Genomic DNA, 15,253 nt, shown 5'->3' with positions numbered 1-15,253 from the left:
ATACCGATCCCGCCCGCAGGTCCGGTATGAACGTTGTACCGGACACCAGTGCGGTCATCGACGGCCGCGTGTCCGAACGCGTCGCGGACGGAACCTACGAGGGGGCGACGGTCGTCGTCCCGGAGGCCGTGGTCGGCGAGCTGGAGTCGCAGGCGAACGACGGCCACGACCCCGGCTGGGACGGCCTCTCCGAGCTCCAGCGGCTCGCCGAGCTCGCCGACGAGGGGACGATCTCGCTGTCGTACGTCGGACGGCGCCCGCGGGCGGCCGAAACGAGCGCCGCGAGCGAGGGTGACGTCGACGCGATCATCCGTGACGTCGCCGAGGACCACGACGCGACGCTGCTGACGAGCGACGTCGTCCAGGCCGAGGTCGCGCGGGCGAAGGGGATCGACGTGGCGTACGTCGAGCCGGTCACGCGGGGCGTCGTCGAGGAGCTGCCGATAGCCGACTACTTCACCGAGGAGACGATGTCGGTCCACCTGAAGGCCGGCACCAGGCCGAAGGCCAAACGCGGGACCCTCGGCGAGATGCGCTACGAGACCATCGAGGAGGAGCCCACGAGCGAGGAGCGGATGAGCGAGTGGGCGACCGCGATCGTCAACCTCGCGCGGGGGTCGAACGACGGCTTCGTCGAGCTCTCCGAGGAGGGAATGGACATCGTCCAGTACCGAAACTACCGGATCGCCGTCGCCCGGCCGCCCTTCGCGGACGGCATCGAGATCACCGCGGTCCGGCCGATCGCCAAGACCGTGCTCGAGGACTACGAGTTCGCCGACGAGCTCCGCGAGCGGTTCCTCGAGTCGAAACGGGGGGTTCTCATCTCCGGATCGCCGGGTGCCGGGAAGTCGACGTTCGCACAGGCGGTCGCGGAGTTCCTCAACGACAGCGACTACGCGGTCAAGACGATGGAGAAGCCGCGTGACCTCCAGGTCGGTCCGGAGATCACCCAGTACGGCGCGCTCGGCGGGGACATGGCGAACACCGCCGACTCGCTGCTGCTCGTCCGGCCCGACTACACGATCTACGACGAGGTCCGGAAGACCGACGACTTCGAGGTCTTCGCCGATATGCGGATGGCCGGCGTCGGGATGGTCGGCGTCGTCCACGCCTCCCGCGCGATCGACGCGCTCCAGCGGCTCGTCGGGCGCGTCGAGCTCGGGATGATCCCCCAGATCGTCGACACCGTCGTCTACATCGAGGCCGGCAAGGTGCATACGGTCTACGACGTCGACACCGAGGTGAAGGTCCCCGAGGGGCTCACCGCCGAGGACCTCGCGCGCCCGGTCATCCGGGTTCGGGACTTCGAGACCGGCCGGGCCGACTACGAGATCTACACGTTCAACCGCCAGGTCGTGACGGTGCCGATCGGGGGCGAGGGCGAGGACGGAACCGAAAGCGGCGTCTCGCGGATCGCCAAACAGGAGATCGAACGCGAGATCCGGTCGGTCGCCCGGGGCCACGTCGACGTGGAGCTGCAGGGACGCGACACCGCGATCGTCTACGTCGAGGAGGACGACATCTCCTACGTGATCGGGAAGGGCGGCGGCCGGATCTCCGACATCGAGAACCGTCTCGGCATCGACATCGACGTCCGAACACACGACGAACGACCGAACGCGAGCGGCGACGGCGCCGGCGGAGCGGGCGGCGCTGGGACGGCTTCCGACGCCGGCGGAGCGGGCCCGCTGGGCGGCGATCGCGGGGCGGTCGTTCAGCCGGAAATCACCTCCCGACACGTCGTGATCCCCGTCGAGGAGGACGTCGGCGAGACGGTGGAGGTGCGCGCGGACGACGAGTACCTCTTCACCGCGACCGTCGGACGGGGCGGGGAGATCCAGGTCTCCCGCGGATCGGCGATCGCCGAGGAGCTCGAGGACGCGATCGACCGGAAGCGCACGATATCGGTCGTCCCGGCACGAGGCTGATTCGGGCGTTCACACCGGCGAGGCGCGTTCTCATCGGGCCGACCGAACCGTGCGGTCGCCCGACGTCGTCGATGGACGGACCGGAATCGTCGTGGCGGGGTTCGACGAACGACGTCACGAACGCCTCCGAAACGGCAACGCTTTTTTCGAGGTGGCGGGAAGGGTCCGCATATGTCAAACGAGCTGAAGCGTGGTTTGGAGGGCGTTCTCGTCGCCGAATCCGAGCTGAGCTACATCGACGGGGAGGCCGGCAAGCTCGGATACCGCGGCTACGCCATCGAGGACCTGGCGACGCAGGCCAGCTACGAGGAGGTGCTGTATCTCCTGTGGCACGGCGAGTTGCCGACGCGGGCGGAGCTGGAGGCGTTCAGCGAGAACCTCGCCGCGGAGCGATCCGTCGACGACGAGGTGCTCGCGGCGGTGGCGGATCTCGCCCGGTCGGGCGCCGATCCGATGGACGCGCTGCGGACGGCGGTCTCGATGCTGCCGACCTACGACCCCGAGGCGGACGCCGATGCCGAGGATCTGGCGGCCACCCGGCGCCAGGGCCGGCGCATCACGGCGAAGATCCCGACGATCCTCGCCGCCTTCGACCGCGTCCGGCGCGGCGAGGAGCCGCTCGATCCCGCCGATGACCTCGGCTACGCGGGGAACTTCCTGTACATGCTGACTGGCGCGCGGCCGGACGACGTCGCCGAGGAGACCTTCGACATGGCGTTGACGCTGCACGCCGACCACGGGCTCAACGCCTCGACGTTCGCCTCGATGGTCATCGCCTCGACGATGGCGGACATCTACTCGTCCGTCATCGGCGGGATCGGGGCCCTCTCGGGGCCGCTCCACGGCGGCGCGAACGAGGACGTCATGGAGATGCTCGAGGAGATCGACGAGAGCGGGACCGACCCCGTCGAGTGGGCGACGGCCGCCCGCGAGGAGGGACGGCGCATCCCGGGCTACGGCCACCGCGTCTACCGAGTGAAGGACCCGCGGGCCGAGATCCTCGAGCAGCGGCTTCGCGACCTCTCGGCGTCGAACGACGACACGAAGTGGCTCGATTACACGACCGCCATCGAGGAGTACCTCGCCGACCAGGGGCTCCTCGAGGAGGGGATCGCGCCCAACGTCGACTTCTACTCCGGCTCCGTCTACGACCACCTGGGGATCCCGACGGACATGTACACGCCCATCTTCGCGATGGCGCGGGCCGGCGGCTGGATCGCCCACGTCCTCGAGTACCAGACCGACAACCGCCTGATCCGCCCGCGCGCCCGATACACCGGGCCGACCGACGTCGAGTTCGTTCCGATCGACGAGCGGTAGGAAGCGCCGCGGTGGGTTTAAGCCCGTCACCCGCCCCTGCTACCGTATGCACCACGACTGTTCGTTCCTCGACGAGCTCGACCTCGAGGGGTCGGTCTCGCGGGGCAGCTCCGACCGGCGGAACCACGCGAGCGACTTCGGCACCCGGGAGGGACAGGCGGTCGAGCCGGACGCGGTGGCGTTTCCCGAATCGACCGCCGACGTTTCGGCCATCCTGGCGGCGGCGAACGAGCGCGGCGTCCCCGTGACGCCGTACGCGGCCGGAACCGGCCTGGAGGCGAACGCGACGCCCGTCCACGGCGGCGTCAGTCTCGACATAACCCGGATGGACGCCGTCCTCGATATCCGACCGGACGACCTGCAGATCGACGTCGAACCGGGCGTCATCGGCGAGGCGATCAACGAGGCGGTGGCGGGACGCGGGCTCTTCTTCCCGCCGCTTCCCTCCTCGGGGTCGATCTCGACGATCGGCGGAATGATCGCCACCGACGCCTCCGGCCAGCAGACGGTGAAGTACGGCGAGGTCGCCGACTGGGTGCTCGAGCTCGAGGTCGTCCGCGCCGACGGAACGGTGTTGACGGTCGGCAGCAAGGCGGCCAAGACCTCGAGCGGGTACAACCTGCTGAACCTCGTGATCGGCAGCGAGGGAACGCTCGGGGTCGTCACGCGGGCGACGCTCCAGCTTGCCGGTCGTCCCGAACAGATCAAGGGCGGGCGAGCCGTTTTCCCGACCCTCGAGGCCGCCACCGAGGCGATCTCGGACGTGATCACCTCGGGGGTCGACGTCGCCAAGCTCGAGCTGATCGACGAGCGGACCGCGCGGATGGTCAACGCCTACGCCGACGTCGAGCTGCCGGAACGGCCGATGACGTTCGTCGAGTTCCACGCGAACCACGGGATCGACGAGGAGATCGACTTCTACCGGGCGATCGTCGAGGCCCACGACGTCGCGGAGTTCGAGATCGCAAGCGGCGACGAGATGGCCGAGCTCTGGCGCGCCCGCGAGGAGATCGCCTACGCGAGCGAGGAGTACGACCCCGACCGCGAGATCGAGGGATCCGGCGACGTGACGGTCCCGATCGGGCGCTATCCGGAGATGATCGCGGCGGTCCAGTCGGTGGCCGAGTCGTACGATCTGTTCATTCCCTGCTTCGGCCACGCCGGCGACGGGAACCTCCATTACGGCGTGTTCGCGGACCACGACGATCCGGAGGAGGTCGAACGAGTGCGGGCCGCCCACGCCGAGATCGTCGACCGGGCGATCGAGCTCGGCGGGACGGCGACCGGCGAACACGGGATCGGCGTCGGGAAGCGGAAGTTCCTCGAGCGGGAGCATGGAGCGGCGGGCGTGGAGACGATGCGCGCGGTCAAGGAGGCGCTCGATCCGAACGGGATCTTGAATCCGGGGAAGGTGCTGCCGAACGCGAACGCTCAGGCGAGCGCATCGGCGACCGACGGCGGCACGAACGGTCGAACGAACCGGAAGTAGTACGGGCTCACGAAGCCCTCGATCAGCCCCGCGAGCAGCAGGAGGATTCCCACCCCGACGAGCACCCGGAAGGCGCGCTCGAGGTCGTCCGCGAGGGTGACGCGGGAGTCGGTCCCGCGCCAGGTCCGCCAGCCCGACCGGCCGAGCTGCAGGCCGACGGCGCCGGCGATGAACAGGGCCGGGATCTCGAGGAGTCCGTGCGGGATCACGAACGCCACGAGCTCGAGGAGGTCCGTCTCCAGCCGGAAGGCGATCCCGAAGACGAACCCGTTGAACCAGAGGGCGACGAGGGTCGGGACCGCGAGGACGACGCCGGCGAAGGCGGTCCCCAGCGCGACCGTCCAGTTGTTGGCGAAGAACTCCGCCGCGGCGGCGGGCGGGAGATGCCCCTCGAGGCGGGCCGCGATCGAGGCGGTGACCACGTCCTCGAACGGGCCGGCCGCCACCCACCCGAGCGCGAAGCTCGCGACGGCGACCGCGACGACCAGGGCGTGCGTCGGGAGGGTGGCCCGTACGAACCCGGTCATCTCCGACCAGCCGCGGCCGACGCCGGCACGGACCGACTCGCGGAGGGGAACGTCCGGCGGGGCGGCGGGGTCGACCGTCCCGCGCCATCGACCGAACAGGCCGGTCTTGACGAGGTCGAGCCCCGGGGCCACCACGAGCAGGCTCGCGAGGCCGACGAGGCTCGGGGCCTCCACCAGCGCGAGGGCGCCGCCCGCCGAGGCCACGACGAACAGCGCGGCGATCGCCACGGCGTAGTAGCCGAGCGCGTCGGCCGGGTTCGCCCGGATGTATCCGAGTCCGGCATCGACCCCGCCGAGCACGCCGACGTCGTCGACGACGATCGCGACCGGGGCGAACGCGAGGACGGCCCGGGTGCAGAGCACGATGACCGTCCAGCCGAGAAGCGCCGCGAGGGCCGCGAGCACGCCGAGCACCGGGTGGATGATCGAGGCGACCGCGACGGCGATCGCGGCGCCGAGGGTGGCGGCGACCCAGATCGCGACCTCGAGCAGGTACGCCCCGAGGACCGATGGCCAGTATGCGCGAACGCCGCCGATCCCGGCGAGCGTGCCCCGGTCGTCCCGCAGCCGGGCGAGACAGGCAGCGTACTGGCCGGCCGAGACGCCCGCCGAGAGGACGACCGAGAGCACGATCGTCGCCACCAGCGTCACGGCGACCACGCCGAGGACGACGGGATCGGCGACCGGATCGAGAACGGTGCCGAGGGAGTCGGTCCATCGCTGAAACGCGGCCGGGTCGGCTTCCGGGTCGGGCATCGATCCGAGATCCCCCTCCGCGAGCGCGGTCCGAACGCGTTCGATCCGACCGGTCATCTCGAGGTACGCGTAGGCGGCCACGAACCCGGCGGCCGTGACCGCGCGCGTGATGACCGGGATCGCGGTTCCGAGCACGTAGAAGGGCAGGAGGTCCGCGGGACGTCGCCGATAGGCGGCGACGGCGTCCGTCAGGGCGGTCGACAGATCCATATCGGGCGAACGGCGAGGGGATACTTAAAAGGAAGCGCCGGCTGCGAACGCCCCGACCCGGATGACGGCACGGCGACGACCGTCGGACGTCCGGATCGGGTCGCCGCAATCGTGCGGTTACACTTTCACCGTGCCAGCCTGACCTTTTTATAATCGGAACCGTACCCTACAGATGCACGTCACACGCGTGCATTCCCCCTTTCCCCATTTCCCCACATCCCCCAGGCCAGCCAGCGGCGCGTCGGCGATCGGACCCGAAACCATTAGCGGTCGCGGCGTCCAGATGGGGACGATGCTGTCGATCGACGACGTCCGTGCCGCCCGCGATCGGGTCGAGGAGGTCGCCCGGCGAACCCCCCTCGAGCGGTCGCGCACCTTCTCGGAGCTGACGGGCGCGGACGTCCACCTCAAGTTGGAGACGTTTCAGCGAACCGGCGCGTTCAAGATCCGCGGGGCGACCAACCGGATCGCCACCCTCTCGCCGGCCGAGCGCGAGGCGGGCGTGGTGACCGCGAGCGCGGGCAACCACGCGCAGGGGGTCGCGCTCGCGGCCACGCGCGCCGGCGTCGAGTCGACGATCGTGATGCCCGAGTACGCGCCGGTCTCGAAGGTGAAGGCCACCCGCGGGTACGGCGGGGAAGTCGTCCTCCACGGGATCGACTACCAGGAGGCGCAGGCGCGGGCCCACGAGATCGAAGCCGCGGAGGACCGGACGTACGTTCACGCCTTCAACGACGAGACGGTGATGGCCGGCCAGGGGACGATCGGCCTGGAGATCGCCGAGGACTGCCCCCAGGTCGACACCGTGGTCGTGCCGATCGGCGGCGGCGGGCTCATCGCGGGGATCGCCACGGCGGTTACCGCGGAGCTCGACGACGTCCGGGTCGTCGGGGTCCAGGCGGAGGGCGCCGCCTCGGCCGCCCGGTCGCTGGCGTCCGGCCGGGTCGAGACGATCGACAGCGTCGACACGATCGCCGACGGGATCGCGACGCGGTCGGTCGGCGAGATCCCCTTCGAGGTCATCCGGGAGCGCGTCGACGAGGTCGTGACCGTCTCGGACACGGAGATCGCCCACGCGCTCACGCTGCTTTTGGAGCGGTCGAAGGTCCTCGTCGAGGGGGCGGGCGCGGTGCCGCTGGCGGCCGTGCTCGCGGAGGCGTTCGCGTACGAGGACGACGAGACGATCGTGGCCGCGCTGTGCGGCGGGAACATCGACATGAACCGACTGACGACCGTCATCATGCGCGGGCTCATCGAGATGGGCCGGTATTTAAAGGTGAAGATGGCGCTGAAGGACCGGCCGGGCGAGCTGGAGCGCGTGGCGAGCATCGTCTCCGACCACGGCGCCAACGTCTACGCGGTCCACCACGACCGGACCTCCCGGGACGTCGCGGTCAACGCCGCGGACCTCGAGGTGGAGATGGAGACCCACGACGCCGAACACGCCGCGGAGATCGTCGCCAGTCTGGAGGCGGCCGGCTACGAGGTCGAGATCCTCGCCTGATGAGAGTCTCGCCTGATGAGAGTCTCGCCTGATGAGAGTCTCGCCTGATGAGAGTCTCGCCTGATGAGAGTCTCGCCTGATGAGAGTCTCGCCTGATGAGATCCACGGCGTTGAAGTCACGACCGAACGAACGGCGCGTGTGACCGACGACGACCGCGTCCCCGGAACGCCGGCCACGCCCGCCGCCCGCGCGAAGTCGGCGGCGCTGTGGGGGCTCGTCGGCGGGTTCACGTTCCTGGTCGCGATACAGGGCTACCGGCTGGTCAGCGCCGGTGGACTCCCGGTCGGGATCGGCGGCACGGTTCTCATCGCGGTCGCGGTCGCCGCGGTCGTGACCGGGATCGCCTACGCACTCGAGCACCGCCTGCGGGCGAAAAGAAGGGTTTAACAGTCGGACGGCAGTAGGACGATCCGAGCCGGGATGGCCGAGTGGCAAGGCGCACGCCTGGAAAGCGTGTTCCCTCACGGGATCGAGGGTTCAAATCCCTCTCCCGGCGTTTTCTTCCGCGAACGCGACCCGAACCGGTGAGAACGGCCGCCCGTGGCAGCCGGACGGCCGCAGGGGTCATTCCTCGCCGTCGCAGCCGTCACTTCTCGCCGTCGGTGATGTTCTCGAACAGTTCGGGATCGGTTCCGAACTTGAGCACGTTCGTCAACGCGTGGTTGCGGAGGTTGTTGATCACCTTGCCGTGTTCCTTGTAGAACTCGTGGATCCACTTGGACTCGGCCTCGCTGCTGGGGAACATCATCACGGCGCGCCACTGGTAGGCGCCGTCACACAGGAAGTAAAACAGGGTGCTCTTGTCCTCCCGAATGTGTTCCATCGCGTCGCGCCAGCCGTCCTCGAAGTGTTCGGGGTTGAACTGGAACTCGAACAGCGAGAAGCTGAAGTACGCCTCGTTCGGAAGGATCGCCTCCCGGAAGACGTTCGCGTCGCGCATGTTTCGGATCGACTTGCTCACGGTGACGTGTGAGACGTCGATTCCGTGTTCCTCCTCGAGGACGTCGGTCAGCTCCCGGGCCGACAGCTGGGGGTCCCGAGCCAGCTCGCGGAGGATCATCACGTCACGTTCCTTGAAGTCCCACTCCGGTTCGGTGTCGGTCATCTCACGTAGGGAGTGGCGAGGCCGGGAGGTGGAGAAGCTTTCGGTCGGATCGCCGTCCGGTTCGGCCGGTTCGGGGCCGCTTCCGGCAGTCGCCGCCGCGTTCTCGTCGGGACCGTCGCCGGCGGCGGCCTCGTCGGCGGCGTCCGAGGCCCCGTCCTCGGCGGTCATCGGCCGAACACCGCCCCGCCGACGGCGCCGCGATGGGATACCGAATGGTAATTCATACCATAAAATACGTTGAGGGTGGTAAATAATTTCCCGTTGATCGACCGGTGCGGTAATGGGTGGTCGAGCCGTGGATCCCGCCCCCGCCGAGCGCCGTCGTGGGGGAGCGGAGCGACGACAATAATTAACAATGTGTACGACGATGGGCCGGTATGAACGGTGACGGACCGCCCGCGAGGGTCGATCACGTCGGCATCGCCGTCGAGGACGTCGAGTCGGCGGAGCCGCTGTTGGCCGCGCTCGGCTGTGAGCGACTGATAGACGACGTCGTCGACGACCGGTTCCGATGGGCCTACTACGAGCTGGGCGACGGCTCGCGGATCGAGCTCATCGAGCCGGTCGCCGAGGAGTCGTTCCTGACGGACTTCCTCAACCGACACGGACCCGGCCTTCATCACGTGACGATCGAGGTCGCCGACATCGACGCGATGACCGCGACGCTCGAGGCGGCGGGCTTCGAGGTCGTCGACCGCGAGGAGTACGCGGAGTGGACGGAGGCGTTCGTCTCCCCGCGGAACCCGACCGGGACGCTGTTTCAGCTGATGGAGTACACCGCGGCCTACCCCGAGAACCGGGGATACGCGCCCGCGGACCTGTTCGTGGGCGACGACCGGCTCTCCCGGGAGTGACCGGCGAAGCGGATCCGGACGAGAGCGGCAGGTCGAGGACGCGATCGGAAACGACCGGGATCCGGTCGCGGAGTATAGATTGGAAAGAATTCCCGAAAGTTTAAATTACTATGTAAAATATGGTGTCCCGTTGGCGACGATCATCGTCAGACACTCACACTCACGTGCCGACGGCGGCACGAGGGGGGCCATCGCGCCGCGCGAGACGACGGCCGGCGGGGCCACGCGATCCGCGACTGCGCCGACGGACCGGCCCGCACCGCCGACGGACCGACCCGCACCGCCGACCCACACCACTCGGAAGTTCCACATCACCCACGAATCCAACACCCATGAAACGACCGCTACTCACCACGGACTACCTCGATCGTGCAGTCACGCTCTACGGCGACGACGTCGGCGTCATCGCCGAGGACGGCACCGAGTTCACCTACAACGAGCTGAACGACCGCATCAACCGGCTCTCGAACGCGCTGCTGGAGTGGGGCGTCGAGAAGGGCGACCGCGTGGCGCTTCTGTCCCCCAACTCCCACCGGTTCATCGAGACGCTGTACGCGACGATGCAGATCGGCGCGCTGTTCGTCCCGCTCAACTTCCGGCTGCAGCCGAACGAGTACGACTACCTCGTCGACGACAGCTCGCCCTCGGTGCTGATCGCGCATACGGGATTCACCGAGAAGGTCGACCACCTCAAGGAGACCACCGCCGAGGCGGGAACCTCGGTCGAGCAGTGGGTCGCCTACGACGGGGCCGCCGCCGGCGAGGGCTGGCACGGCTACGAGGACGTGCTCGCCGATCACTCCCCGGAGAAGCCGGATCGGCCGGATCTGTCGGAGGAGGACGACGCGACCATCCTCTACACGAGCGGCACCACCGGCGACCCGAAGGGGGTCGTCCACACCCACCGGATCCAGCACTACCACGCGCTGATCCACTCCCATCACGTCGAGTTCGAGGACGACGACACGCTGTTGTGGACCTCGCCGATGTTCCACATCAACGGCTGGGGACACATCTACGGCCTCACCGGGATCGGCGGCACCCACGTCATCCTCGAGCAGTTCGACCCCGGCACCGTCTTCGAGCGGATCGCCGACCACGACGTGAGTTACCTCGGCGGGGCGCCGACCGTGTTGAACATGCTCCTGGACTACTACGAGGACGCCGACGTTCCGTCGACCGGCGAGAAGCCGGTGCGCGTCGAGACGGCGGCGAGCCCGCCGCCGAAGAGCACGATCCGCGAGGTCGAGGACGAGCTCGGCTGGCGGATCATCCACGCCTACGGCGCCACCGAAACCGGACCGATCGTCACGACCAGCAACTCCCAGCGGAAGATCGAGCAGGGCGACAAGTACGACATCATCAACAAGCCCGGCTTCGCCACGCTCAACACGGAGATCCTCGTGGTCGACCAGCACGGCGAGCCGGTCCCGACCGACGACGAGACACAGGGCGAGGTCGTCGTTCGCGGCAACCAGGTGCTGGACCGCTACTGGAACAAGCCCGACGAGACCCACCGGGCGTTCCACGACCGGCGCGACGGCTGGTTCCACACGGGCGACATCGCCACCTGGGACGACAACCGGATGCTCACGATCGTCGACCGGAAGAAGGACGTCATCATCTCCGGCGGGGAGAACATCTCGACGATCGAGGTCCAGGACGTCATCTACGAGCACCCGGACGTGCAGGTCGCCGCGGTCATCGGCGTCCCCCACGAGAAGTGGGGCGAGACGCCGAAGGCGCTGGTCGTGACCGAGGAGGGGTCGGAGCTCGCCGAGGACGAGCTGATCGAGTTCACCCGCGAGCGGCTCGCTCACTACAAGTGCCCGACCAGCGTCGAGTTCCGCGACTCCCTCCCGCAGACCTCGACCGGGAAGATCCAGAAGTACGAGCTCCGGGAGGAGTTCTGGGACGACGAGGAGAAGAACGTCGGGTAGCGCGGCCGCACGCACCGTCGTCTTGCGTCGCGACGCCGCCGCGGTCAACGTGGATGGTTCGGGGATCGATTTCAGGTCCACCATCGGGACGACGACCATACCGGACGGAGAGTGACGAAAAGCGGTCCTAGCGGTCGTCGTCACGTGTGAGCCGAGCGCGACGGCGGTCGAACTCCTCGTCGTCGATCTCGCCACGGGCGTACCGCGCTTGGAGGACGGCGAGTGCGCTATCCGCGGCGGGGGCGTTCGATCGCGACCGGGATCCCAGCCAGTAGATGAGACCGAGCGGGACGGCGACGAGGAGCGTCATCCACAGGAGCCCGAACAGCATCATCCCCCAGCCCCATCCACTCCATCCGACCATATGGCCGCCGGTCCCCATTCCGTCGTGCCACCCCCACAGCAGTGCATCCGGAACGGTCGCGTGCGTCAGCGCCAGTCCGCCGAGGACGGCAAGAGCGAGTGCTCCGACGACGATGAGTCCCAGGGAACGAATCCCGCGTGCCTGAATTGGATTTTGCATGATCGTACTCCCAAAGAAGTTCGGCGTGGTTAGCCGAGGACGTATTCGAGGGCGGGGTAGCGCTCGACGAGCGCCACGCCGTCGATCTCGTACTGCTCGATGTACTGGTCGAGCCCGAGGATGCGGCCCGCGGCGAACGCGGCGACCGCGAGGAACACGAGCATATACGCGAAGTCCCCGTTGATGAACCCGTGACCCATGTCCCAGTTGCCGAAGTAGAACATGAGCATCATGAGCGCGCCGAAGAACGCCGCGAGGCGGACGAACGCACCCACGAGCAGGCCGAGGCCGATGAACAGCTCGCCCCACGGGACGGCCACGTTCGCGAACTCGACGAACCACGGCGTCGAGCCCATCCACGCGAACATCCCCGCCAGCGGGTTGCCGTTCGTCGCGGCGACGTTCGACAGATAGCCGCCGGCGGAGAACTCGCCGATGATCTTCGTGAATCCGGAGTACGCGAACGCGTATCCCATCATCAGACGGAGCGCGAGCACGAACCACGCGCTGAGGCTGTGAACCTTGCCGCCGACCGTCAGACCGCCGACTCTGCTCTCGAGCTGGTTCATGCCGGAGTCGAGTGTGGACATAATTATTTCACCTTCAACTATCAGTAGGCGGGGAGAGACGATATAATAGCGAGCCGGCGTTCCGAGTCGGAAAATCGGCAGGCTATATTACGCTCCCGTCGTGAGTAGCTGAGTGTGACCGAGGAGCCCGACCCGTCGGCGGTCTTCGCGACGCTCGACGACGAGTACGCCCGCGATATCCTCGTGGCGACGAAGACCGACCGGCTGTCCGCGAAGGAACTCAGCGAGGAATGCGACATGTCGCGCCCGACCGTCTCCCGGCGCGTGAACCGGCTCCTCGAACAGGGCCTCCTCGAAGAGTACACGCACGTCGATCCCGGTGGCCGGCACTACAGCGAGTACGAGGCGCGCCTCGAACGCGTCGAAGTCCTCCTCAACGTTGCGGGCTTCGACGTTCGGATCGACGTCCGGCCGGACCCCGCCGACCGGGTCACGTCCATCTTCGAGGAGATGCGGGGAGACTGACTCATGGAACACACCCTATTCGTCATCGGCAAACTGTTCACCACCGTATTAGCGCTGGTCATCGCGTACCAGGCCTATCGTGGCTACCAACGGAACCACACGCAGTTGCTCCTGTACGTCGCCGCCGGCTTCGCGCTCGTCGGGCTCGGCGGCCTCCTCGAGGGCGCGCTCTTCGAGGTCCTCCGGGTGTCGATCTTCGAAGCCGGATTCGTCGCGGCGCTCGTCACCGCAGCCGGGATGCTGTCCATTCTGTACGCCCTCTACGCCCCTAATCCCTGAACGGCACTGTTTTTGAAAGAAGGACGAACCGATGGAAGACCCGGTACCGGTCAGACCGGGACGAACCGGTAGAAGACCCGGTCCTGGTCGGTCGGACCGTCGATGTCGACGATCTTCAGCCGGACCGGATCGCCGATCTCGAGGTCCTCGTAACTCGCGTCGTCGATCCGCGCCGACAGCCGCACGTCGCCCAGATCGACGACGCCGGCGACGAACGGCGTGTCGTCGGTCATCCCGATCGCGGCGGTGCCGCGGACCTCGGTAAAGGAGTGCAGCGTCCCCTCGTGGGGAAGCGACGTGTACGAGAGGTCGTCGCTCAGACACTCGGGACAGACGATCCGGGGTGGGAAGTGGACCGCGCCGCAGTCGTCACACCGCGTCGTGGTGAGCTCGCCGTCCCGGAGGTTCCCGTAGAACTCGTGGATCCCGGTGTGCTCGGCGTCCTGGAGGTCGTAGAAGTCGAGCAGCCGCGGAAGCTCGACCTCGTTCGGGATCGAGACCGTCTCGCGGGGCGGATCGTCGCTGGAGGACCCGTCGTTGGAGGACCCGTCGTTGGACCGGTCGTCGCGCGTCATTGCGGATCCCTCCCGAGGGTCATCACGCTGTGAACCGACCCGCTGCCGCTCAGGTTGTGTATCAGGCCGGTCTCCGGGTCGCCCGCGACCGCGCGCTCGGCGGGCACGTCGCCGGTGAACTGGCGGTGGATCTCCAGCGCCTGGCAGACGCCGGTGGCGCCCAGCGGGTGGCCGCAGCCGAGCAGACCCCCGCGGGGGTTGACCGCGACGTCGCCGTCGAGCTCGCTGCGCCCCTCCTCGATGAAGGCGCCGCCCTCGCCCTCCGCAGCGAAGCCGAGCTGTTCGTACTCGATCACCTCGCTGATCGAGAAGCAGTCGTGGACCTCCGCGACGTCGATCTCCGCGAGCGGGTCCTCGATGCCGGCCTGGTCGTAGGCCTTCTCGGAAGCCTCCCGCGCCTGCGGCCAGGTCGTCATCGACGGCAGGTTGTTGATCGAGTTGCTCGAGAGACAGGACTGGCCGCTGCCGGTGATGTAGGCGGGCGTGTCGGTCACCTCGCGTGCCTTCTCCTCGCTGACGAGCAGGACGCCGGCGGCGCCGTCCGTGATGCCGCTGCAGTCGAGCAGGTTCAGCGGCGGCGCGATCGGGTACGACTCGAGCACGTCGTCGACGTCGACCGCGTCGCGGTACTGCGCGAAGTCGGTCGCGGCGGCGTGGGTCTTGTTCTTCGCGCTCACCATCGCGAGCTGCTCGCGGGTGGTCCCGTGTTCGTGCATGTGTCGCTGGGCGAACTGCGCGAAGTGGGAGGGGCCGTTGAGCCCGTTGACGCCGTCGAACTCCCGGTCGAGCACGTTCGTCATCGTCGACTGCATCTCGGGCATGTACTCCTTGCCGAGATTCATCTTCTCGACGCCGATCACCAGCGCGACGTCGATCTGACCGGCGGCGATCGCCAGCCACGCGTACCGGAGCGCCGCCTGACCGCTCGCACACGCGAGCTCCGTCCGGGAGATCATCTCCGCGTCGATCCCCAGCAGCTCCGCGACGAGCGGGGCGACGTGGCTCTGGAAGGCGAACCGCTCGGGCTGGACGGCGCCGACGAACAGCCCCTCGACGTCCGACCGGTCGATGCCGTCGACGTCGTCGAAGGTCGCCTTGCCGGCCTCCTGGGCGAGGTCCTTCCAGGTGGCCTCCCGTTCGCCCCACTCGGTCAGGCCGCCGCCGACGATCGCTGCGTTTCCGGACAT

The 15,253-nt window shown here is 68.1% G+C and carries 15 protein-coding genes and 1 tRNA gene; 10 read left to right on the top strand and 6 right to left on the bottom strand.

Annotated elements, in window-relative coordinates:
- Positions 1-26 precede the first annotated feature (26 nt).
- The 3 genes from BLV25_RS04370 (at position 27) to BLV25_RS04360 (ending at position 4,737) form a co-directional block, all read left to right on the top strand.
- Positions 27-1,928, top strand: a complete 1,902-nt coding sequence (locus BLV25_RS04370; RefSeq protein WP_021073098.1) for a PINc/VapC family ATPase — start codon at positions 27-29, stop codon at positions 1,926-1,928.
- 171 nt (positions 1,929-2,099) lie between these two features.
- Positions 2,100-3,248 carry a citrate synthase gene (gene citZ, locus BLV25_RS04365; RefSeq protein WP_021073097.1) on the top strand — a complete coding sequence of 383 codons (1,149 nt, stop codon included), beginning with the start codon at positions 2,100-2,102 and terminating at the stop codon, positions 3,246-3,248.
- A 46-nt stretch (positions 3,249-3,294) separates the two neighbouring features.
- Positions 3,295-4,737, top strand: coding sequence for an FAD-binding oxidoreductase (locus BLV25_RS04360; protein ID WP_092731066.1), 1,443 nt, complete (start codon positions 3,295-3,297; stop codon positions 4,735-4,737).
- Here the strand turns inward: BLV25_RS04360 and BLV25_RS04355 are convergent.
- Positions 4,680-6,230 (bottom strand): stage II sporulation protein M, encoded by a 1,551-nt coding sequence (locus tag BLV25_RS04355; RefSeq protein WP_092731064.1) that lies wholly within the window; start codon positions 6,228-6,230, stop codon positions 4,680-4,682. The genes BLV25_RS04360 and BLV25_RS04355 overlap by 58 nt on opposite strands.
- A gap of 292 nt (positions 6,231-6,522) precedes the next feature.
- Here BLV25_RS04355 and ilvA point away from each other — a divergent pair, with 292 nt between their 5' ends.
- The 3 genes from ilvA (at position 6,523) to BLV25_RS04340 (ending at position 8,231) form a co-directional block, all read left to right on the top strand.
- On the top strand, positions 6,523-7,734 hold the full coding sequence (ilvA, locus tag BLV25_RS04350) for a threonine ammonia-lyase (RefSeq protein ID WP_092731234.1): 1,212 nt from the start codon (positions 6,523-6,525) through the stop codon (positions 7,732-7,734).
- A gap of 79 nt (positions 7,735-7,813) precedes the next feature.
- On the top strand, positions 7,814-8,122 hold the full coding sequence (locus BLV25_RS04345) for a hypothetical protein (RefSeq protein WP_394327112.1): 309 nt from the start codon (positions 7,814-7,816) through the stop codon (positions 8,120-8,122).
- 27 nt (positions 8,123-8,149) lie between these two features.
- A tRNA-Ser gene (locus tag BLV25_RS04340) sits at positions 8,150-8,231 on the top strand.
- A 90-nt stretch (positions 8,232-8,321) separates the two neighbouring features.
- Here the strand turns inward: BLV25_RS04340 and BLV25_RS04335 are convergent.
- On the bottom strand, positions 8,322-8,840 hold the full coding sequence (locus BLV25_RS04335; protein WP_039399992.1) for a helix-turn-helix domain-containing protein: 519 nt from the start codon (positions 8,838-8,840) through the stop codon (positions 8,322-8,324).
- A gap of 377 nt (positions 8,841-9,217) precedes the next feature.
- Between BLV25_RS04335 and BLV25_RS04330 the strand changes: the two genes are divergently transcribed.
- Entirely contained in the window at positions 9,218-9,694 is a 477-nt protein-coding gene (locus BLV25_RS04330; protein WP_092731060.1) for a VOC family protein, read from the top strand.
- Between the two features lie 332 nt (positions 9,695-10,026).
- Positions 10,027-11,634 carry a long-chain-fatty-acid--CoA ligase gene (locus tag BLV25_RS04320; RefSeq protein ID WP_092731056.1) on the top strand — a complete coding sequence of 536 codons (1,608 nt, stop codon included), beginning with the start codon at positions 10,027-10,029 and terminating at the stop codon, positions 11,632-11,634.
- A gap of 127 nt (positions 11,635-11,761) precedes the next feature.
- Here BLV25_RS04320 and BLV25_RS04315 read toward each other — a convergent pair whose 3' ends face one another.
- Both BLV25_RS04315 and BLV25_RS04310 read right to left on the bottom strand, forming a co-directional pair.
- Positions 11,762-12,157: an SHOCT domain-containing protein gene (locus BLV25_RS04315; RefSeq protein ID WP_092731054.1), complete on the bottom strand. Its 396-nt coding sequence runs from the start codon at positions 12,155-12,157 to the stop codon at positions 11,762-11,764.
- Positions 12,158-12,186: 29 nt separating this feature from the next.
- The gene (locus tag BLV25_RS04310) at positions 12,187-12,747 is read right to left on the bottom strand and encodes a DoxX family protein (RefSeq protein ID WP_021075005.1); all 561 of its coding nucleotides are present in this window, start codon (positions 12,745-12,747) and stop codon (positions 12,187-12,189) included.
- Positions 12,748-12,861: 114 nt separating this feature from the next.
- Between BLV25_RS04310 and BLV25_RS04305 the strand changes: the two genes are divergently transcribed.
- Together BLV25_RS04305 and BLV25_RS04300 are read left to right on the top strand one after the other, a co-directional pair.
- Positions 12,862-13,212 (top strand): ArsR/SmtB family transcription factor, encoded by a 351-nt coding sequence (locus BLV25_RS04305; protein ID WP_092731052.1) that lies wholly within the window; start codon positions 12,862-12,864, stop codon positions 13,210-13,212.
- 3 nt (positions 13,213-13,215) lie between these two features.
- Complete coding sequence (locus BLV25_RS04300; protein WP_021075007.1) at positions 13,216-13,491, top strand: DUF7521 family protein; 276 nt, start codon at positions 13,216-13,218, stop codon at positions 13,489-13,491.
- A 50-nt stretch (positions 13,492-13,541) separates the two neighbouring features.
- On the opposite strand, the gene BLV25_RS04295 is transcribed toward BLV25_RS04300, so the two are convergent.
- Both BLV25_RS04295 and BLV25_RS04290 read right to left on the bottom strand, forming a co-directional pair.
- Positions 13,542-14,066 carry a Zn-ribbon domain-containing OB-fold protein gene (locus BLV25_RS04295; RefSeq protein WP_021075008.1) on the bottom strand — a complete coding sequence of 175 codons (525 nt, stop codon included), beginning with the start codon at positions 14,064-14,066 and terminating at the stop codon, positions 13,542-13,544.
- Complete coding sequence (locus BLV25_RS04290; protein WP_039399985.1) at positions 14,063-15,253, bottom strand: thiolase C-terminal domain-containing protein; 1,191 nt, start codon at positions 15,251-15,253, stop codon at positions 14,063-14,065. Before BLV25_RS04290 ends, BLV25_RS04295 begins: the two co-directional genes overlap by 4 nt.

The organism is Halopenitus persicus (genome assembly GCF_900107205.1).
GTDB classification, from domain to species: Archaea; Halobacteriota; Halobacteria; order Halobacteriales; family Haloferacaceae; genus Halopenitus; species Halopenitus persicus.
The sequence above is the reverse complement of the archived record's forward strand: the minus strand, read 5'-3'. Positions and strand labels throughout refer to the sequence as shown.